We start from the raw sequence: 20,433 nt of genomic DNA, 5'->3' as shown, positions 1-20,433 counted from the left end.
GATGATAATCTGCTACAATATACAGAAAAGGAATTTATTGAAGATATGAAAATTTTGGTAGCCATAGATTCTTTTAAGGGATCGGTAACGTCTCCAGAACTTAACACTAGTGTAGCTCAAGCCCTTCTTTCTGTCGATAAGCAGTTAGTTATTGAAACAAGAGCTATCGCTGATGGAGGAGAAGGAAGTTTAGTAGCCCTCTCACAAACCGTGGCGGGGAGGTGGCATCAAGTAAAAACCATTGATCTATTAAGACGCCCGATTAAAGTCGCTTATTATCGTCACGCAAAGCAAGCTTTTATTGAATCTGCGAGTATTATTGGTATTGATAAGATCACCTCCAATTCAGTAACCTATGCACAAGCCACTTCCTACGGTTTGGGTTTGGCAGTTAAAGATGCCATTCAAAAAGGAGCTACTCAAATCGAAATCATGCTAGGAGGCACAGGCACTTCTGATGGTGGCAAAGGGTTTTTGGAAAGTTTAAACTATGATTTCATGACAGGAAGATCTTATCTTGATACTTTAGCATCACCTGTTACGCTATTAGGGCTGACTGATGTGACCAATCCATATCATGGCCCTCAAGGATTTGCTGCGGTCTTTGGCCCTCAAAAAGGTGGGAGTCTTAGTCAAATTGAAGAAACTGATCAAATTGCAAGTAACTTTGCTAAAAAAGTTTTTTGCCAAACAACCATTGATTTACAGACAATACCAGGAAGTGGAGCAGCTGGAGGATTAGGAGGTGCCATTGTCCTATTAGGAGGCACCTTAACTAGTGGTTTTAGCAGGATTGCAGAGCTACTAAATCTGGATAATTCCCTTCAGTCTTGTGATTTAGTTATTACTGGAGAAGGATGCCTGGATACACAATCACAATCTGGCAAGGTACCTGTTGCGATTGCAAGAATGGCTAAAAAATATCAAGTTCCAACGATTGCTCTATGTGGTTCTGTAAAGATTGAGACAGGACTAGCAGCAGAAGACTTTTTGGCTGTTTTTTCAATACAACAGCAGCCAATTTCCTTAGAAGCAGCGATAGATAAAACAACAACACTTTCTAATATCAAAATATTAGCAGCTAACCTTATGCTATTGATAGCTCAGTTTAATAAGTAAACTCATCTATTTTCGATTGTGTAGCATTCATTTGGTGGTTAAAAGTAACCTATGAAGAAGGAGACGCACGAGCTAACTCATTAGCATAGTATGAAAAACAGAAACATTTTGTAAAAAAGAGTTGACAATGACAGTAAAGATATCGTATACTAATAAAGCTGTCAGAGAGGTTCCTGTAACACACTTATTGAAAAAAGATGAAAAAGTAGTTGACAGGCTATGAGAAACCTGATAGAATAAAGAAGTTGTCTCTTAGGAGACGTTAAGACCTTTGAGAACTGAATAAGACGAACCAAACGTGAGGGTGATATGGAGACATATTACCCGTCAAGAAACGAGAAATAAATCTGTCAGCGACAGAAGGAACGAGTAAGTTCAAACGCAAATTAAAGAGAGTTTGATCCTGGCTCAGGACGAACGCTGGCGGCGTGCCTAATACATGCAAGTAGAACGCTGAGAACTGGTGCTTGCACCGGTTCAAGGAGTTGCGAACGGGTGAGTAACGCGTAGGTAACCTACCTCATAGCGGGGGATAACTATTGGAAACGATAGCTAATACCGCATAAGAGAGACTAACGCATGTTAGTAATTTAAAAGGGGCAATTGCTCCACTATGAGATGGACCTGCGTTGTATTAGCTAGTTGGTGAGGTAAAGGCTCACCAAGGCGACGATACATAGCCGACCTGAGAGGGTGATCGGCCACACTGGGACTGAGACACGGCCCAGACTCCTACGGGAGGCAGCAGTAGGGAATCTTCGGCAATGGGGGCAACCCTGACCGAGCAACGCCGCGTGAGTGAAGAAGGTTTTCGGATCGTAAAGCTCTGTTGTTAGAGAAGAATGATGGTGGGAGTGGAAAATCCACCAAGTGACGGTAACTAACCAGAAAGGGACGGCTAACTACGTGCCAGCAGCCGCGGTAATACGTAGGTCCCGAGCGTTGTCCGGATTTATTGGGCGTAAAGCGAGCGCAGGCGGTTTTTTAAGTCTGAAGTTAAAGGCATTGGCTCAACCAATGTACGCTTTGGAAACTGGAGAACTTGAGTGCAGAAGGGGAGAGTGGAATTCCATGTGTAGCGGTGAAATGCGTAGATATATGGAGGAACACCGGTGGCGAAAGCGGCTCTCTGGTCTGTAACTGACGCTGAGGCTCGAAAGCGTGGGGAGCAAACAGGATTAGATACCCTGGTAGTCCACGCCGTAAACGATGAGTGCTAGGTGTTAGGCCCTTTCCGGGGCTTAGTGCCGGAGCTAACGCATTAAGCACTCCGCCTGGGGAGTACGACCGCAAGGTTGAAACTCAAAGGAATTGACGGGGGCCCGCACAAGCGGTGGAGCATGTGGTTTAATTCGAAGCAACGCGAAGAACCTTACCAGGTCTTGACATCCCGATGCCCGCTCTAGAGATAGAGTTTTACTTCGGTACATCGGTGACAGGTGGTGCATGGTTGTCGTCAGCTCGTGTCGTGAGATGTTGGGTTAAGTCCCGCAACGAGCGCAACCCCTATTGTTAGTTGCCATCATTAAGTTGGGCACTCTAGCGAGACTGCCGGTAATAAACCGGAGGAAGGTGGGGATGACGTCAAATCATCATGCCCCTTATGACCTGGGCTACACACGTGCTACAATGGTTGGTACAACGAGTCGCAAGCCGGTGACGGCAAGCTAATCTCTTAAAGCCAATCTCAGTTCGGATTGTAGGCTGCAACTCGCCTACATGAAGTCGGAATCGCTAGTAATCGCGGATCAGCACGCCGCGGTGAATACGTTCCCGGGCCTTGTACACACCGCCCGTCACACCACGAGAGTTTGTAACACCCGAAGTCGGTGAGGTAACCTATTAGGAGCCAGCCGCCTAAGGTGGGATAGATGATTGGGGTGAAGTCGTAACAAGGTAGCCGTATCGGAAGGTGCGGCTGGATCACCTCCTTTCTAAGGAAATGGAACACGTTTATCGTCTTATTTAGTTTTGAGAGGTCTTGTGGGGCCTTAGCTCAGCTGGGAGAGCGCCTGCTTTGCACGCAGGAGGTCAGCGGTTCGATCCCGCTAGGCTCCATCAGGATACAATCCTACTAAACTTAATACAAGTGAAGTTGAACACGCAACTCACTTCCTAGGAAAATGGACAATCTTCCCTTGTGTGCAAGGCCCACATGGTCAGATTCCTAATTTTCTACAGAAGTTTCGCTAAAGCGAGCGTTGCTTAGTATCCTATATAATAGTCCATTGAAAATTGAATATCTATATCAAATTCCACGATCTAGAAATAGATTGTAGAAAAGTAACAAGAAAATAAACCGAAAACGCTGTGACTATTTAATAAGTTTTCTAGTTTAAAAAAACTAGGTTAATAAGGTTAAGTTAATAAGGGCGCACGGTGGATGCCTTGGCACTAGAAGCCGAAGAAGGACGTGACAAACGACGAAATGCTTTGGGGAGCTGTAAGTAAGCGCTGATCCAGAGATGTCCGAATGGGGGAACCCACTAACTAATGGTTAGTATCCATAACTGTTAAGGTTATGAGAAGGAAGACGCAGTGAACTGAAACATCTAAGTAGCTGCAGGAAGAGAAAGCAAACGCGATTGCCTTAGTAGCGGCGAGCGAAACGGCAGGAGGGCAAACCGAAGTGTTTACACTTCGGGGTTGTAGGACTGCGACGTGGGACTTTAAAAGGATAGAAGAATTACCTGGGAAGGTAAGCCAAAGAGAGTAAAAGCCTCGTATTTAAAATTCTTTTGAGCCCTAGCAGTATCCTGAGTACGGCGAGACACGTGAAATCTCGTTGGAATCTGGGAGGACCATCTCCCAACCCTAAATACTCTCTAGTGACCGATAGTGAACCAGTACCGTGAGGGAAAGGTGAAAAGCACCCCGGGAGGGGAGTGAAATAGAACCTGAAACCGTGTGCCTACAACAAGTTCGAGCCCGTTAATGGGTGAGAGCGTGCCTTTTGTAGAATGAACCGGCGAGTTACGATATGATGCGAGGTTAAGTTGAAGAGACGGAGCCGTAGGGAAACCGAGTCTTAATAGGGCGATTTAGTATCATGTTGTAGACCCGAAACCATGTGACCTACCCATGAGCAGGTTGAAGGTGAGGTAAAACTCACTGGAGGACCGAACCAGGGCACGTTGAAAAGTGCTTGGATGACTTGTGGGTAGCGGAGAAATTCCAAACGAACTTGGAGATAGCTGGTTCTCTCCGAAATAGCTTTAGGGCTAGCGTCGATGTTAAGTCTCTTGGAGGTAGAGCACTGTTTGGGTGAGGGGTCCATCTCGGATTACCAATCTCAGATAAACTCCGAATGCCAACGAGATATCATCGGCAGTCAGACTGCGAGTGCTAAGATCCGTAGTCGAAAGGGAAACAGCCCAGACCACCAGCTAAGGTCCCAAAATAACTGTTAAGTGGAAAAGGATGTGGGGTTGCACAGACAACTAGGATGTTAGCTTAGAAGCAGCTATTCATTCAAAGAGTGCGTAATAGCTCACTAGTCGAGTGACCCTGCGCCGAAAATGTACCGGGGCTAAAACAGTTTACCGAAGCTGTGGATGACACAAAAGTGTCATGGTAGGAGAGCGTTCTATGTGTGAAGAAGGTGTACCGTGAGGAGCGCTGGAACGCATAGAAGTGAGAATGCCGGTATGAGTAGCGAAAGACAGGTGAGAATCCTGTCCACCGTAAGACTAAGGTTTCCAGGGGAAGGCTCGTCCGCCCTGGGTTAGTCGGGACCTAAGGAGAGACCGAAAGGTGTATCCGATGGCCAACAGGTTGATATTCCTGTACTAGAGTATATAGTGATGGAGGGACGCAGTAGGCTAACTAAACCGGACGATTGGAAGAGTCCGGCTAAGCAGTGAGGTGTAAGATGAGTCAAATGCTTATCTTTATAACATTGAGCTGTGATGGGGAGCGAATTTTAGTAGCGAAGTTAGTGATGTCACACTGCCAAGAAAAGCTTCTAGCGTTTAATGATACTCTACCCGTACCGCAAACCGACACAGGTAGTCGAGGCGAGTAGCCTCAGGTGATCGAGAGAACTCTCGTTAAGGAACTCGGCAAAATGACCCCGTAACTTCGGGAGAAGGGGTGCTGACTTAGGTCAGCCGCAGTGAATAGGCCCAAGCAACTGTTTATCAAAAACACAGCTCTCTGCTAAATCGTAAGATGATGTATAGGGGGTGACGCCTGCCCGGTGCTGGAAGGTTAAGAGGAGGGTTTAGCGCAAGCGAAGATCTGAATTGAAGCCCCAGTAAACGGCGGCCGTAACTATAACGGTCCTAAGGTAGCGAAATTCCTTGTCGGGTAAGTTCCGACCCGCACGAAAGGCGTAATGATTTGGGCACTGTCTCAACGAGAGACTCGGTGAAATTTTAGTACCTGTGAAGATGCAGGTTACCCGCGACAGGACGGAAAGACCCCATGGAGCTTTACTGCAGTTTGATATTGAGTATCTGTACCACATGTACAGGATAGGTAGGAGCCATTGACTTCGGGACGCCAGTTTCGAATGAGGCGTTGTTGGGATACTACCCTTGTGTTATGGCTACTCTAACCCAGATAGGTTATCCCTATCGGAGACAGTGTCTGACGGGCAGTTTGACTGGGGCGGTCGCCTCCTAAAGAGTAACGGAGGCGCCCAAAGGTTCCCTCAGATTGGTTGGAAATCAATCGCAGAGTGTAAAGGTATAAGGGAGCTTGACTGCGAGAGCTACAACTCGAGCAGGGACGAAAGTCGGGCTTAGTGATCCGGTGGTACCGAATGGAAGGGCCATCGCTCAACGGATAAAAGCTACCCTGGGGATAACAGGCTTATCTCCCCCAAGAGTTCACATCGACGGGGAGGTTTGGCACCTCGATGTCGGCTCGTCGCATCCTGGGGCTGTAGTCGGTCCCAAGGGTTGGGCTGTTCGCCCATTAAAGCGGCACGCGAGCTGGGTTCAGAACGTCGTGAGACAGTTCGGTCCCTATCCGTCGCGGGCGTAGGAAATTTGAGAGGATCTGCTCCTAGTACGAGAGGACCAGAGTGGACTTACCGCTGGTGTACCAGTTGTCTTGCCAAAGGCATCGCTGGGTAGCTATGTAGGGAAGGGATAAGCGCTGAAAGCATCTAAGTGCGAAGCCCCCCTCAAGATGAGATTTCCCATGATTTTATATCAGTAAGAGCCCTGAGAGATGATCAGGTAGATAGGTTAGGAGTGTAAGTGTAGCGATACATGTAGCGGACTAATACTAATAGCTCGAGGACTTATCCAAAAAGAAATATTGACAACGTTACGGATTCTTGTTAGACTATAGATATTCAATTTTGAGTGGGTTATGAAAATAGCACATTTACAAGTTAAGTGACGATAGCCTAGGAGATACACCTGTACCCATGCCGAACACAGCAGTTAAGCCCTAGAACGCCTGATGTAGTTGGGGGTTGCCCCCTGTGAGATAAGGTAGTCGCTTAGCGTTTATCCGCCATAGCTCAGTTGGTAGTAGCGCATGACTGTTAATCATGATGTCGTAGGTTCGAGTCCTACTGGCGGAGTAGAGAGAGGTAGGAAGCGTCCTATCTTTTTTTGCATTTTAGAGAAGAGTGTGGTAAGATAGAGGCAAGATATGCGTTGGCACCCTTAGCTCAACTGGATAGAGTACCTGACTACGAATCAGGCGGTTAGAGGTTCGACTCCTCTAGGGTGCATAATGAAAAAAACAACAGGACATTAATGTCCTGTTGTTTTTTTGTGGTTCTCTTTATACTAGGGATAGTTAAAAAGAAAAGGAGACTCAAAATGTCGATAGAGACAAGAGCAGCGTTTGAAAAAGTTAAGCCCATTATTTTGAAATTAAAGCGACACTATTATATTCAATTGTGGGATAGAGATGACTGGTTACAAGAAGGACATATTATCTTATTACAGTTACTAGAAAGGTACCCAGAGTTAATTGAGGAAGAAGAGCGTTTATATCGCTATTTTAAAACAAAATTTTCATCTTATTTGAAAGATTTATTACGCCGTCAAGAAAGTCAAAAGCGTCAGTTCCATAAGTTAGCATATGAAGAGATAGGGGAGGTTGCACATGCCATTCCATCGAGAGGGTTATGGCTAGACGACTATGTGGCTTATCAAGAGGTAATAGCTAGCTTAGAGAACCAATTAAATTCGCAAGAGCGTATGCAGTTTCAAGCACTTATCAGGGGCGAACGTTTCAAGGGAAGACGTGCTCTACTTAGGAAGATCAGTCCCTATTTTAAGGAATTTGCACAGCAGTTGTAAGCAAGACCTATAAGGAATTGGGGGTAAATCTATGAAAAAAGGAGAGAGTTTGGAGGAAATAGCTTTCTTATAGCTTTTAAATCGCTAGTAGCTTAGAGTAAGCTTCAATACGTCTTTCATTTGTTTGGGTACAGTTTGATTAAAAATAGTTTCTCTTACGTTTAAGAAATGTTAAAATAGTAACATGGTAAGATACAAAGCAACGATTTCCTATGATGGGACTCTTTTTTCGGGTTTTCAAAGACAAAGACATTTACGTACGGTTCAAGAAGAGATTGAAAAAACACTCTATAAATTAAATAACGGTACAAAAATTATAATTCATGGTGCAGGACGTACGGATGCAGGAGTACATGCTTATGGACAGGTGATCCATTTTGATTTGCCTCAAGAACAAGAAGTTGAAAAATTGCGATTTGCTCTTGATACACAGACTCCTGAAGATATTGATGTTGTTAATATAGAAAAAGTGGCTGATGATTTTCATTGTCGTTATCAGAAGCATTTAAAAACTTATGAATTTTTAGTTGATAATGGTCGACCTAAAAATCCGATGATGCGACACTATACCACTCATTACCCTTATACTCTTAATATTAAACTTATGCAAGAAGCTATTAACGGTCTGGTAGGTACACACGATTTTACTGGTTTTACAGCAGCAGGAACTTCGGTACAAAATAAGGTGCGAACGATTACCAAAGCAACGGTATCTCGGGATGAAAAAACTGATTTTTTGGTGTTTACTTTTTCAGGAAATGGTTTTCTCTATAAGCAGGTGAGGAATATGGTGGGAACTTTGCTGAAAATTGGTAATGGTCAAATGCCAGTTGAACAAGTTAAAGTGATTTTGAGCTCCAAAAATCGTCAGCTAGCTGGACCAACGATATCTGGAAATGGGCTTTACTTGAAGGAGATTTGTTATGAAAACTGATTATATCGTGACTATATCTGGGAACGATATTTTAAGTGGAGGTGGTCTCTATGCTGATTTAGCGACTTACATAAGGTATGACCTACAGGCCTTTGTAGCGGTAACTTGTTTAACTACTAGATCTGAAGAGGGCTTTAGTCTATTTCCGGTAGCTAAAGAAATTTTCCGTGATCAGTTGAATAGCTTTACGAACGCTCCAATTTCTGCTATTAAAATTGGTTTGTTACCTAATGCGGAAATGTGTGAAATAGTTTTGGATTTTATAAAGGGGCATCTGGGAATCCCAGTGGTTTTAGATCCTGTTCTAGCATGTAAAGAAATAGATGATGTTAAAATAGTTCCTCTAAGACAGGAGATTTTACAATTATTGCCTTATGTGACTGTTGTTACTCCAAATTTGGTAGAGGCTCAGCTATTATCTCAAAAAGAGATTGTTTCTTTAAAAGATATGCAAGAAGCTGCTAAATATTTTTATCAACTTGGGGCAAAACAGGTGGTTATCAAGGGTGGTAATCGATTTAGTCAGAAAAAAGCTATTGATCTTTTTTATGATGGTAAAGAGATTGTTACCTTGGAATGTCCTGTACTTGAGAAAAATAATATTGGCGCAGGCTGTACTTTTGCATCTAGTATCGCTAGTCAGTTAGTAAAGAAAAAAACGCCACTAGAAGCTGTGAAAAACTCAAAAGAGTTAGTCTACCAAGCTATTTTACAATCTGATAGATACGGAGTAAAACAAAGTTATGCAAAATAGTAAGATACGACAAATGAGTTTAACAGGGATATTGACAGCATTGGTTGTTGTTTTAGGAAGATTTGTCATGCTACCTACTCCAACAGGTTTTTTAACGCTGTTGGATGCAGGAATTTATGCTGTCAGCTTTTCCTTTGGATCAGCTCAAGGAGCTATTGTGGGAGGGTTATCAGGTTTTTTAATCGATTTAGTGGCAGGATACCCTCAGTGGATGTTTCATAGTTTGATTGCTCACAGTGTCCAAGGGTATTTTGCGGGATGGAGAGGGCGCAAGCGTTGGCTTGGTGTTGTGATAGGTTCTTTTATCATGATTTTTTGGTACTTTTTAGGCTCTCTTATGCTTGGTTATGGCCTTTCGGGATCTTTAGCCGGTATTTGGGGAAACGTCATGCAAAATACATTAGGGCTTTTTGTTGGTTTTATTATCTTTAAGGCCATATTAAGGCAAAAAAAGAGATAAGGAGAGTGAGAAGTTGTTGAATAATTTAGAGAAACAAACAAGGGAAATCGTCATTGATGTTGTAGAACGCTCTGCTATTCAACCAGGTAATCTTTTTGTTCTAGGTCTTTCATCTAGCGAAATTTTGGGTAGTAGAATTGGAAAACAATCTAGTCTAGAAGTAGGTCAAATAGTTGTTGAAGTTGTGTTAGATGAATTAAATAAGCGTGGTGTTCATTTGGCTGTACAAGGTTGTGAACACGTCAATCGTGCCTTGGTAGTAGAGAGGCATGTGGCAGAATCTAAGCAGTTAGAGATTGTCAATGTGGTTCCGAATCTTCATGCTGGTGGCAGTGCTCAGATGGCTGCTTTTCAACTTATGTCAGACCCTGTCGAAGTAGAAGAAGTTATTGCACACGCTGGACTTGATATAGGTGATACTGCTATAGGAATGCATATTAAGCGTGTTCAGATCCCTCTGATTCCTTGTCAACGAGAGCTAGGAGGTGCTCATGTGACAGCTTTGGCTAGTCGACCAAAATTAATTGGTGGAGCTAGGGCTGATTACAATATGGATATTATCCGTAAATCCTAAACCCTTTTTTCTGGAATAAAACAATTGGTGTTTTTTCTAGAAAAAAGGATTTTTTAAGATTATATTAAGATTTTGAGGTGATAGAATAGCTGATTGCAGTCGGTAATTGAATGCCTTCTTTGAGTAAAGCTTCTTGATAAAGTCTATAAAAAGTATGGTAAATCTTAAATTGTTCTCCATTTTCTGTGAAAATAGCAATTCTAAAAGTGAACTGTCCATTAGAGTTATTTTGAGGCCCTAAAATATTTGGTTTGCCAACGATTTGAGGATGGTTTGGCAATTCCTTTTGATTCACTTCATCAATGATTCGAGTGACTTGGCTCAAATTAACAGTGGAATAAAGAGGAATTTCAATTAAGGCACGCATATTACCACGAGATTTGTTGCTGACAACGGTGATGCTACGGTTTGGGATGAAATGTAGTGTTCCATCGAATCCACGAATTTGAGTAGTTCTAATTCCAACACCAAAGACACTGCCTTCTATGTCAGAGATAGTAACGTTATCTCCTACTTCAAATTGATTCTCAAATAAGATAAAAAAGCCATTGACAACGTCAGATAAAAATCCTTGTGCACCTAACCCGATTGCTACTCCAGCAATTCCAGCTCCTGCTAGAAGACTAGAGACAGGTATGCCAAATAAGCTAAGTATCCAATAAATGAGAAGAAAATATAATAAGTAATTTAAAATGTTGTGAGTGAGCTTAGAGAGTGTTTTTTTGCGAGCTTCACTTTGTCTTGAATAAGCAAACGATTTGTTAATGGTTTTTTCAAAAAGATAGTTAGTAACACGTTTTAAAATAGCAAAAAAGAGTAATAGAATAATGAGAGACACTAGCTTTTTAAAAATCGTTAAGCCAATATTTTCGATATGAGACTGCTCTAGGTAATGTAATATAAATGTCATGAGAAATCCTTTCTTTGATAGTTTATCAAAAAAAAACCAATCTTGAAAAGAGATAAATTAATATTTTAACCAAAGTTATGATAATTGTTTTATCATAAAGAATGCCATAGTCATCCGTTGTGATAATGCTTGAAAATAGTCAGTTAGTAAGCGAAAAAGTCTAACATTAACCTTTATAAATTGAAAATAACTGTTAGTAGACTAATGACAGGTAGATACTCTTAATAGCGCGTTTGATTTCACGCATAAAAAGCTTTAAAAACGCTTTAAATTATGATAAAATGAACTGTATCGAAATTATTTTAAGGAGAAATGACTTAATGTCTACATCATTTGAAAACAAAGCTACAAATCGTGGCGTGATTACATTTACAATCAGTCAAGATAAAATAAAACCAGCTCTTGATAAAGCTTTTAATAAAATCAAAAAAGACTTGAATGCACCAGGTTTCCGTAAAGGACACATGCCTCGTCCAGTCTTCAACCAAAAATTTGGTGAAGAAGTTCTTTATGAAGATGCTTTGAATATTGTATTGCCAGAAGCTTATGAAGCAGCTGTGACGGAACTTGGTCTTGATGTGGTTGCACAACCAAAAATCGATGTTGTGTCAATGGAAAAAGGGAAAGAGTGGACACTTTCTGCTGAAGTTGTGACAAAACCTGAAGTGAAACTTGGTGATTACAAAAACCTAGTTGTAGAAGTTGATGCTTCAAAAGAAGTTTCAGATGAAGACGTGGATGCTAAAATTGAGCGCGAACGTCAAAACCTTGCGGAACTCATTATTAAAGACGGTGAAGCAGCTCAAGGTGACACTGTTGTGATTGACTTTGTTGGTTCAGTTGATGGTGTTGAGTTTGATGGCGGTAAAGGAGATAACTTCTCTCTTGAACTTGGTTCAGGACAATTTATCCCAGGTTTTGAAGATCAACTAGTTGGTGCTAAAGCTGGCGATGAAGTAGAAGTTAATGTCACATTCCCAGAATCTTACCAAGCAGAAGATCTTGCAGGTAAAGCCGCTAAATTTATGACAACTATTCACGAAGTCAAAACAAAAGAAGTACCAGAGCTTGATGATGAGCTTGCAAAAGATATTGATGAAGATGTTGACACACTTGAAGACTTAAAAGTAAAATATCGTAAAGAACTTGAAGCAGCTCAAGAAACTGCTTATGATGATGCTGTTGAAGGAGCTGCGATTGAATTAGCAGTTGCAAATGCTGAAATTGTTGATTTACCCGAAGAAATGATTCATGAAGAAGTCAACCGTTCAGTGAATGAATTTATGGGCAACATGCAACGTCAAGGAATCTCACCTGAAATGTACTTCCAATTGACTGGTACAACTCAAGAAGATTTACATAACCAATATTCAGCTGAAGCTGACAAACGTGTTAAAACAAACCTTGTTATTGAAGCAATTGCTAAAGCAGAAGGTTTTGAAGCAACAGATAGTGAAATTGAACAAGAAATTAATGACCTTGCAACAGAATATAACATGCCAGCTGACCAAGTTCGTTCTCTTCTTTCAGCAGATATGTTGAAACATGATATTGCAATGAAAAAAGCAGTTGAAGTAATTACAAGCACAGCAAGCGTTAAGTAATCTTATTAAGGAACAAAACGTACAAGCCGGATTAGAACGTCTTTCTAGTCTGGTTTTTCTTTTTCTAAAGAAATAATAAGGAATTAGTTAAACGTTATTTTAATGAATTAGCTTTAAAGATTTGTCAAGAAGAAGTGATATGAGTTGATAAAAGTTTTGACGAATTACTTTTTTTAGCGTAAAATGGTAGAGAATGATAAAATAAGGAGAACTGCCTTGAAATTAGACGTATTTGCAGGACAAGAAAAAAGCGAGCTTTCCATGATTGAAGTGGCGCGTGCCATTTTGGAAGAACGCGGTCGCGACAATGAGATGTACTTTAGCGATTTAGTCAATGAGATTCAAAATTACTTAGGAAAATCTGATGCAGGTATTCGTCATGCATTACCATTTTTCTATACTGACTTAAATACGGATGGCTCATTTATTCCTCTAGGTGAAAACAAATGGGGACTTCGTTCGTGGTATGCTATTGATGAAATTGATGAAGAAATTATTACTCTAGAAGAAGATGAAGATGGCGCACAAAAACGTAAGAAAAAACGCGTTAATGCTTTCATGGATGGAGATGAAGACGCTATTGATTATAGAGATGATGATCCAGAAGATGAAGATTTCACAGAAGAATCAGCTGAGGTTGAATATGATGAAGAAGATCCAGATGATGAAAAATCAGAAGTGGAGTCATATGATTCAGAATTGAATGAAATTATCCCTGAAGATGATTTTGAAGAAGTTGATATCAATGAAGAAGACGAAGAAGATGAAGAAGATGAAGAACCAGTTCTCTAATGTCTTTAGTTCAGAAATAAAAATGTAATTATCATTTGACAAATTGTCTATTATAGTTTATATTATTATTCGGGCACCTCTTTATGAGGTCAGGCAAAAGCTCTCTAGTTAATAGGGGGCTATTTTTGTTTTCTAGAATAATGCCAGTTTGCCTCTATATTTAGAAAACTAAGGTGATACCTAACCAATGTGGAACCAACTAATAGGGAATTAACAAGAAAGCAATGCTTTTATTCAGCTTATATAAAGGAGTACTATGACGAAATACATTTTTGTAACTGGTGGTGTTGTATCATCAATTGGCAAAGGAATTGTTGCGGCAAGTCTTGGCCGATTGTTAAAAAATCGTGGACTTAAGGTGACGATTCAAAAATTTGATCCTTATATTAATATTGATCCAGGGACGATGAGCCCCTATCAGCATGGAGAAGTATATGTGACAGATGACGGTGCTGAAACCGACTTGGATTTGGGTCACTATGAACGTTTTATTGATATCAATCTTAATAAATATTCCAATGTTACAACAGGTAAAATTTATAGTGAAGTCCTTCGTAAAGAACGTAAAGGCGAGTACCTTGGAGCGACTGTTCAGGTGATTCCTCATATCACAGATGCCCTTAAAGAAAAAATCAAACGCGCAGCTTCAACAACGGACTCTGATGTAATTATTACTGAGGTCGGGGGGACTGTTGGCGATATTGAAAGTTTACCGTTCTTAGAAGCTCTTCGTCAGATGAAAGCTGATGTTGGTTCTGAAAATGTGATGTATATTCACACCACCTTGTTGCCATATTTAAAGGCAGCGGGTGAAATGAAAACTAAGCCAACGCAACATTCCGTTAAAGAATTGCGTGGTTTAGGGATTCAACCGAATATGTTGGTTATTCGTACGGAAGAGCCAGTTGAGCAGGGGATTAAAAATAAATTGGCTCAGTTCTGTGATGTGAATTCAGAAGCTGTTATCGAGTCACGTGATGTAGAACACTTGTATCAAATTCCATTGAACTTGCAAGCTCAATCAATGGATCAGATTGTTTGTGATCATTTGAAATTGAATGCGCCACAAGCTGATATGACCGAGTGGTCAGCTATGGTTGACAAGGTGATGAATTTAAGAAAAACAACAAAAATTGCCTTGGTTGGTAAATATGTGGAATTGCCAGATGCCTACTTATCTGTTGTGGAAGCCTTGAAACATTCTGGTTATGCCAATGATACCGCAATTGACCTAAAATGGGTCAATGCTAACGATGTGACGGTGGATAATGCAGCTGACTTGTTGGGAGATGCGGATGGGATTATTGTACCAGGTGGTTTTGGTCAACGTGGTACAGAAGGCAAGATCCAAGCGATTCGCTATGCCCGCGAAAATGATGTGCCAATGCTTGGTATTTGTCTTGGCATGCAGTTGACTTGTGTTGAATTTGCCCGCCATGTCCTCAATATGGAAGGTGCAAACTCTTTTGAATTAGAGCCAAGTACTAAATACCCCATCATTGATATCATGCGTGATCAAATTGATATTGAAGATATGGGAGGTACGCTTCGTCTGGGATTGTACCCATGTAAATTGAAACCAGGTTCAAAAGCAGCAATGGCTTACAATAATCAAGAGGTGGTGCAACGTCGTCATCGTCACCGTTATGAGTTCAACAACAAATTCCGTCCAGAATTTGAAGCAGCTGGTTTTGTTTTCTCAGGGGTATCACCTGACAACCGCTTAGTTGAAATTGTAGAATTGAAAGAGAAAAAATTCTTTGTAGCAGCTCAATACCACCCAGAATTGCAAAGCCGTCCAAATCGTCCTGAGGAGCTATACACCGCTTTTGTTACAGCTGCTATTAAAAATAGCAATTAGTGGTTTTAAGGGTAAGTTTGTGGCATTCTACTTGGCTGGCAGATACTGATAAAGATTACTAGCTATTAAAGGGATCTTTTCTATAAAAATAGCATTAGAAAAAGAAAAACGTGATATTTTTAGGTTAGCACTTTCTTTTTCAGTCATTTTTTTGTAAAATACTTGGTATGAAAACTATTCGAATAGCAAAGTATTTAGGAATTCTATTCCTTTTGATAACTCTTATTAGCGTAGGTGCTAGTTTTTATTTCTTTCATGTTGCACAAATAAGAGAAGAGAAATCGTTTATTAATAATAAGAAACGGAGTACAAATAATCCATTATACCCAGCTGAACAGTCTTTTGACGCTTTACCTTACGAAAAACGTCAACTAACAAATCGTGGGTTAAAACAAGTGGGGTGGTACTTACCAGCTGCTCAAAAAACAAAAAAGACAGCTATTGTTGTTCATGGTTTTACGAATGACAAAGAAGATATGAAGCCATATGCCATGCTTTTTCATGATTTGGGCTATAATGTCTTAATGCCAGACAATGAGGCCCATGGGGAAAGTGAAGGGAACTTGATTGGTTATGGCTGGAATGACCGCCTTAATGTCATGGCTTGGACAGACCAACTGATTAAGGAAAACCCTGAAAGCCAAATCACACTCTTTGGCTTATCTATGGGTGCTGCAACAGTAATGATGGCAAGTGGTGAGCGATTGCCTGCGCAAGTCACCTCCCTCATCGAAGATTGCGGTTATGCCAGTGTTTGGGACGAATTGAAGTTTCAGGCCAAGGCTATGTACAACTTGCCTGCCTTTCCTTTACTCTATGAAGTCTCTGCCTTATCTAAGATTCGAGCAGGTTTTAGTTACGGAGAAGCGAGCTCAGTGAAACAGCTGGCTAAAAATAAACGTCCAACTTTATTTATCCACGGTGATAAGGATGATTTTGTTCCTACAAAAATGGTTTATGACAATTATAAGGCCACGAAAGGTCCTAAGGAAATCTTGATTGTTAAAGGGGCAAAACACGCCAAATCCTTTGAAACAAACCCAGAACAATACCAGAAAAAAATTGCCGCTTTTTTGAAAAAAGTTGAGAAATAAGTATTGACAGTTAAACTCACAGTTGCTATAATAATTTATGTTACTGATGAGTAGCGGGGATGGCGGAATTGGCAGACGCGCAGGACTAAGGATCCTGTGACCGCTTTAGGTCGTGTGGGTTCAAGTCCCACTCTCCGCATAATGTAAGAGGTGAATCATTGATTCGTCTCTTTTTTTTGGTTAAATGAAGGATAAGAAGGCATAGATTTACTGGAGAAAACTTTTGATAATCTGCTTTTGGAAAACGCTTTAAGCTTGTGAAAGGCTAGAAATTTATGGAAAATTGTGCTAGAATGAACAATGTAAACGGGGAGTTATCCCGAAAAATAAGAGGAGGCCTTACAAATGGCAATCGTTTCAGCAGAAAAATTTGTCCAAGCAGCTCGTGAAAACGGATATGCTGTTGGTGGATTTAACACAAACAACTTAGAGTGGACTCAAGCAATCTTGCGTGCAGCAGAAGCTAAACAAGCTCCAGTTCTTATCCAAACATCAATGGGTGCAGCAAAATACATGGGTGGTTATAAAGTATGTCAATCTCTTATTACTAACCTTGTTGAGTCAATGGGTATCACTGTTCCTGTTGCTATCCACCTTGATCATGGTCACTACGAAGATGCTCTTGAGTGTATCGAAGTAGGTTACACTTCAATCATGTTTGACGGTTCACACCTTCCAGTTGAAGAAAACCTTGCTAAAACTGCAGAAGTTGTTAAAATTGCACATGCTAAAGGCGTTTCAGTTGAAGCTGAAGTTGGTACAATCGGTGGTGAAGAAGACGGTATCATCGGTAAAGGTGAGCTCGCTCCAATCGAAGATGCTAAAGCAATGGTTGAAACTGGAATTGACTTCTTGGCAGCTGGTATCGGTAACATCCACGGTCCATACCCAGAAAACTGGGAAGGTCTTGCTCTTGACCACTTAGAAAAATTAACAGCAGCTGTACCAGGTTTCCCAATCGTATTGCACGGTGGTTCTGGTATTCCTGACGATCAAATCAAAGAAGCAATCCGTCTTGGTGTTGCTAAAGTTAATGTTAACACTGAAAGTCAAATCGCTTTCTCTAACGCAACTCGTGAATTTGCTCGTAACTACGAAGCTAACGAAGCAGAATATGATGGTAAAAAATTATTTGACCCACGTAAATTCTTGGCTCCAGGTATGAAAGCTGTTCAAGGTGCTGTTGAAGAACGTATCGATGTTTTCGGATCAGCTAACAAAGCATAATTTAGAGTATTAAACACCCTAAAGCCCTCTTGAGGGCTTTTTTAGATATAATTGACACCCTAAAATGGATACCAGTTTCTGTGAAATAATCTTTGATTGTGAACAAACAAAGCATAATTTAGAGTATTAAAATCTGGACCCTGCTATCTATGGTAAGTCTTTTTGTTATTGTTAAAGAGGTTAAGCGTAATGTTAATATGTTTTAGCTAAAAAATGTAGTGAAAAATGAGTACGTAGACTATTGTAATAGTAATTCCGTAAAATTGTTGAAAAAGAAAATGGGAAATACCTTGTCAAATTAAGCACCCTATGATAGAATAGATAGGTATGTGGTGCTAGCACATCCGTAAACATATTCTACGTAGGAGGAAATAGATCAAAATGGCTAAAGTATGTTATTTTACAGGACGTAAAACCGTTTCTGGAAACAACCGTTCACACGCGATGAACCAAACAAAACGTACAGTTAAACCAAACCTTCAAAAAGTTACTATCCTTGTTGATGGTAAACCTAAAAAAGTTTGGGCTTCTGCTCGTGCGCTTAAATCTGGTAAAGTAGAACGCATCTAATAGAAATAAGCCTTAGGGCTTTTTTTATTAGCTTATTTCTATCCATAAGCTAGTCAAGGTAATAAACGCTATCGTTAGCTATTCTATCTCTTTTACATTACTTCTAAAATATGATAAAATAGGATGATAAAAACTTTTTGAGGTAGTAACTATGACTGTAAAAATTAATACAAAAGATGGTCTAATCGAGCTATCCGACGATGTGATTGCAACTGTCGTGGGAGGATCAGCAACGGAAATTTTTGGTGTTGTTGGAATGGCCAGCAAAAGTGCAATAAAAGACAATTTTCAATCACTACTTCGCAAAGAAAACTACGCTAAGGGTGTTGTAGTAAAATCAACAGATCTGGGTATTTCTGTTGATGTCTACACTGTGATGAGTTATGGTGTGAAAATCAGTGAAGTCTCTAAAAATATCCAAGAACGCGTGAAATTTAACCTTGAAAGTCAGCTTGGTCTCACTGCTGATATGGTTAATGTTTACGTGCAAAATATTAAGGTTGTAGGAGAAAATTAGTGTCAAATATTACAACAAGCTTATTCCAAGAAATGGTCCAAGCGGCAGCGACTCGCCTTGGCAAACAAGCAGAATATGTTAATTCCTTAAATGTTTTTCCTGTTCCAGATGGTGATACAGGAACAAACATGAGCATGACTATGGACAATGGTGCCAAGGAAGTTGCTGATAAACCTGCGTCAACTGTGGGAGAAGTTGGACAAATGTTATCAAAAGGTCTTTTGATGGGAGCGCGTGGAAATTCTGGAGTTATTACTTCACAACTTTTTCGTGGTTTTGGTCAAAGCATTAAGGGAAAAGATGAGCTGACAGGTAAAGATTTGGCACAAGCCTTTCAAGTGGGTGTAGAAGTTGCCTACAAAGCAGTGATGAAACCTGTTGAAGGAACAATTTTAACTGTTTCTCGGGGTGCAGCGACTGCTGCCTTAAAAAAAGCAGATCTTACAGACGACGCCGTGGAAGTCATGCAAGCTGCTTTAGACGGTGCCAAAGGTGCCCTTGCTAAGACACCTGATTTATTACCAGTCCTTAAAGAAGTTGGTGTGGTTGATTCAGGCGGTCAAGGTCTTGTCTTTATCTATGAAGGTTTCCTATCTGCTTTGAATGGCGACTATGTGACTTCAGCAGACTTTAAAGCGACTCCTGCTAACATGTCTGAAATGATTAATGCTGAGCATCACAAATCCGTTGTTGGTCATGTGGCTACTGAAGACATTACCTACGGTTATTGTACTGAAATCATGGTTGCCCTTAAACAAGGCCCAACCTATGTGAAAGAATTCAACTATGATGAGTTTCAAGGCTACCTTAGTGGCCTTGGTGACTCGCTGTTAGTGGTCAATGATGATGAGATTGTTAAAGTTCACGTCCATACTGAAGACCCCGGACTTGTGATGCAAGAAGGTCTTAAATATGGTTCGCTCATCAAGATTAAAGTGGACAATATGCGTAACCAGCATGAAGCACAGGTTCAAAAGACTGATGTCGAAAAAAACAAGGCTGAAGTAAAAGACTTTGGCTTGATTGCAGTAGTAGCTGGAGAAGGTTTATCTGAAATTTTCAAGGCGCAAGGTGTTGATTACGTGATTTCTGGTGGTCAAACCATGAATCCATCTACAGAAGATATTGTTAAAGCTATTGAAGCAGTTAATGCCAAACAAGTCATTATCTTGCCAAACAATAAAAATATCTTTATGGCTGCCCAATCTGCTGCAGAAGTGGTGGATATTCCGGCTGCTGTTGTTGCAACACGTACTGTTCCGCAAGGATTTACCAGCTTGTTGGCCTTTGATCCTTCAAAATCTTTAGAGGACAATGTAGCAGATATGTCAACTAGTCTTTCTGACGTGGTCAGTGGAAGCGTTACTTTGGCAGTCCGTGACACCACCATTGATGGTTTAGAAATCCATGAAAATGATTTCTTGGGAATGGTTGATGGTAAAATCATCGTTTCAAACCCAGACATGGAAGCAACTCTAAAAGCTGCCTTTGAAAAGATGATTGACGAAGATAGCGAGATTGTGACTATCTTTGTTGGTGAAGAAGGTGATCAAGACTTAGCAGAAGAACTTGCTGGGTATTTAGGAGAGACTTACGAAGATGTGGAAGTTGAGATCCATCAAGGAGATCAGCCTGTTTACCCATATCTCATGAGTGTAGAATAATAGAATATAATAAAAAAAGAGGAGTTAGGCAAAGGTCTGACTCTTTTTGTCTATATTGATGTCGTAATGAGTGGTTTTAGTGAT

General features: G+C 40.7%; 15 protein-coding genes, 4 tRNA genes and 3 rRNA genes. 21 read left to right on the top strand and 1 reads right to left on the bottom strand.

The genetic code is table 11. The annotated features are described in order from the left end of the window. The first annotated feature begins 45 nt into the window (after positions 1-45). The 12 genes from B6D67_RS08820 to B6D67_RS08765 all read left to right on the top strand — a co-directional run bounded on the left by B6D67_RS08820 (position 46) and on the right by B6D67_RS08765 (position 10,110). Positions 46-1,119 (top strand): glycerate kinase family protein, encoded by a 1,074-nt coding sequence (locus B6D67_RS08820; RefSeq protein ID WP_010922654.1) that lies wholly within the window; start codon positions 46-48, stop codon positions 1,117-1,119. A gap of 385 nt (positions 1,120-1,504) precedes the next feature. Further along, a 16S ribosomal RNA gene (locus tag B6D67_RS08815) occupies positions 1,505-3,053 on the top strand. 51 nt (positions 3,054-3,104) lie between these two features. After that, a tRNA-Ala gene (locus B6D67_RS08810) sits at positions 3,105-3,177 on the top strand. 298 nt (positions 3,178-3,475) lie between these two features. Beyond that, a 23S ribosomal RNA gene (locus B6D67_RS08805) occupies positions 3,476-6,378 on the top strand. A gap of 85 nt (positions 6,379-6,463) precedes the next feature. After that, positions 6,464-6,579, top strand: a 5S ribosomal RNA gene (rrf, locus tag B6D67_RS08800). Together the 16S, 23S and 5S rRNA genes with 3 tRNA genes alongside form the textbook arrangement of a ribosomal RNA operon. Positions 6,580-6,584: 5 nt before the next feature. Further along, positions 6,585-6,658, top strand: a tRNA-Asn gene (locus B6D67_RS08795). 79 nt (positions 6,659-6,737) lie between these two features. Further along, positions 6,738-6,811, top strand: a tRNA-Arg gene (locus tag B6D67_RS08790). Between the two features lie 25 nt (positions 6,812-6,836). After that, the gene (locus B6D67_RS08785; protein ID WP_010921894.1) at positions 6,837-7,388 is read left to right on the top strand and encodes a sigma-70 RNA polymerase sigma factor region 4 domain-containing protein; all 552 of its coding nucleotides are present in this window, start codon (positions 6,837-6,839) and stop codon (positions 7,386-7,388) included. 184 nt (positions 7,389-7,572) lie between these two features. Next, a complete protein-coding gene (gene truA, locus B6D67_RS08780) occupies positions 7,573-8,322 on the top strand; it encodes a tRNA pseudouridine(38-40) synthase TruA (RefSeq protein ID WP_002988132.1) in 750 nt (249 codons plus the stop codon). Further along, positions 8,312-9,076 (top strand): bifunctional hydroxymethylpyrimidine kinase/phosphomethylpyrimidine kinase, encoded by a 765-nt coding sequence (locus tag B6D67_RS08775; protein WP_002988136.1) that lies wholly within the window; start codon positions 8,312-8,314, stop codon positions 9,074-9,076. Before truA ends, B6D67_RS08775 begins: the two co-directional genes overlap by 11 nt. Beyond that, positions 9,066-9,536, top strand: coding sequence for an ECF transporter S component (locus tag B6D67_RS08770; protein ID WP_002988139.1), 471 nt, complete (start codon positions 9,066-9,068; stop codon positions 9,534-9,536). Before B6D67_RS08775 ends, B6D67_RS08770 begins: the two co-directional genes overlap by 11 nt. Positions 9,537-9,549: 13 nt before the next feature. After that, positions 9,550-10,110: a TIGR01440 family protein gene (locus B6D67_RS08765; RefSeq protein WP_002995157.1), complete on the top strand. Its 561-nt coding sequence runs from the start codon at positions 9,550-9,552 to the stop codon at positions 10,108-10,110. 64 nt (positions 10,111-10,174) lie between these two features. On the opposite strand, the gene B6D67_RS08760 is transcribed toward B6D67_RS08765, so the two are convergent. After that, the gene (locus B6D67_RS08760; protein ID WP_002982833.1) at positions 10,175-11,020 is read right to left on the bottom strand and encodes a mechanosensitive ion channel family protein; all 846 of its coding nucleotides are present in this window, start codon (positions 11,018-11,020) and stop codon (positions 10,175-10,177) included. Between the two features lie 320 nt (positions 11,021-11,340). Between B6D67_RS08760 and tig the strand changes: the two genes are divergently transcribed. The 9 genes from tig (at position 11,341) to B6D67_RS08715 (ending at position 20,349) form a co-directional block, all read left to right on the top strand. After that, entirely contained in the window at positions 11,341-12,624 is a 1,284-nt protein-coding gene (gene tig, locus B6D67_RS08755) for a trigger factor (RefSeq protein ID WP_011054989.1), read from the top strand. A gap of 216 nt (positions 12,625-12,840) precedes the next feature. Further along, positions 12,841-13,416, top strand: a complete 576-nt coding sequence (rpoE, locus tag B6D67_RS08750; protein ID WP_002988147.1) for a DNA-directed RNA polymerase subunit delta — start codon at positions 12,841-12,843, stop codon at positions 13,414-13,416. Positions 13,417-13,672: 256 nt separating this feature from the next. After that, a complete protein-coding gene (locus tag B6D67_RS08745; RefSeq protein WP_002988149.1) occupies positions 13,673-15,277 on the top strand; it encodes a CTP synthase in 1,605 nt (534 codons plus the stop codon). A gap of 167 nt (positions 15,278-15,444) precedes the next feature. Further along, positions 15,445-16,371: an alpha/beta hydrolase gene (locus B6D67_RS08740; RefSeq protein ID WP_010922651.1), complete on the top strand. Its 927-nt coding sequence runs from the start codon at positions 15,445-15,447 to the stop codon at positions 16,369-16,371. Between the two features lie 53 nt (positions 16,372-16,424). After that, positions 16,425-16,510 (top strand) — tRNA-Leu (locus B6D67_RS08735). A gap of 206 nt (positions 16,511-16,716) precedes the next feature. Beyond that, positions 16,717-17,598, top strand: a complete 882-nt coding sequence (locus B6D67_RS08730; protein ID WP_002982850.1) for a class II fructose-bisphosphate aldolase — start codon at positions 16,717-16,719, stop codon at positions 17,596-17,598. Positions 17,599-17,979: 381 nt separating this feature from the next. Next, complete coding sequence (gene rpmB, locus B6D67_RS08725) at positions 17,980-18,168, top strand: 50S ribosomal protein L28 (protein ID WP_002982870.1); 189 nt, start codon at positions 17,980-17,982, stop codon at positions 18,166-18,168. 151 nt (positions 18,169-18,319) lie between these two features. Beyond that, positions 18,320-18,685 carry an Asp23/Gls24 family envelope stress response protein gene (locus tag B6D67_RS08720; RefSeq protein WP_002982874.1) on the top strand — a complete coding sequence of 122 codons (366 nt, stop codon included), beginning with the start codon at positions 18,320-18,322 and terminating at the stop codon, positions 18,683-18,685. After that, positions 18,685-20,349: a DAK2 domain-containing protein gene (locus tag B6D67_RS08715; RefSeq protein WP_002992286.1), complete on the top strand. Its 1,665-nt coding sequence runs from the start codon at positions 18,685-18,687 to the stop codon at positions 20,347-20,349. Before B6D67_RS08720 ends, B6D67_RS08715 begins: the two co-directional genes overlap by 1 nt. Positions 20,350-20,433 lie beyond the last annotated feature (84 nt).

The organism is Streptococcus pyogenes (assembly GCF_002055535.1).
In the GTDB taxonomy this organism is placed as follows: Bacteria; Bacillota; Bacilli; order Lactobacillales; family Streptococcaceae; genus Streptococcus; species Streptococcus pyogenes.
Note: the sequence above shows the minus strand (reverse complement) of the source record. Positions and strands in the feature narration are given on the sequence as shown.

Coding starts and splice junctions, on each gene's coding strand:
- B6D67_RS08820 (WP_010922654.1), top strand. CDS start 46: ATGAAAATTTTGGTAGCCATAGATTCTTTTAAGGGATCGGTAACGTCT.
- B6D67_RS08785 (WP_010921894.1), top strand. CDS start 6,837: ATGTCCTGTTGTTTTTTTGTGGTTCTCTTTATACTAGGGATAGTTAAA.
- truA (WP_002988132.1), top strand. CDS start 7,573: ATGGTAAGATACAAAGCAACGATTTCCTATGATGGGACTCTTTTTTCG.
- B6D67_RS08775 (WP_002988136.1), top strand. CDS start 8,312: ATGAAAACTGATTATATCGTGACTATATCTGGGAACGATATTTTAAGT.
- B6D67_RS08770 (WP_002988139.1), top strand. CDS start 9,066: ATGCAAAATAGTAAGATACGACAAATGAGTTTAACAGGGATATTGACA.
- B6D67_RS08760 (WP_002982833.1), bottom strand. CDS start 11,020: ATGACATTTATATTACATTACCTAGAGCAGTCTCATATCGAAAATATT.
- tig (WP_011054989.1), top strand. CDS start 11,341: ATGTCTACATCATTTGAAAACAAAGCTACAAATCGTGGCGTGATTACA.
- B6D67_RS08745 (WP_002988149.1), top strand. CDS start 13,673: ATGACGAAATACATTTTTGTAACTGGTGGTGTTGTATCATCAATTGGC.
- B6D67_RS08740 (WP_010922651.1), top strand. CDS start 15,445: ATGAAAACTATTCGAATAGCAAAGTATTTAGGAATTCTATTCCTTTTG.
- B6D67_RS08730 (WP_002982850.1), top strand. CDS start 16,717: ATGGCAATCGTTTCAGCAGAAAAATTTGTCCAAGCAGCTCGTGAAAAC.
- rpmB (WP_002982870.1), top strand. CDS start 17,980: ATGGCTAAAGTATGTTATTTTACAGGACGTAAAACCGTTTCTGGAAAC.
- B6D67_RS08720 (WP_002982874.1), top strand. CDS start 18,320: ATGACTGTAAAAATTAATACAAAAGATGGTCTAATCGAGCTATCCGAC.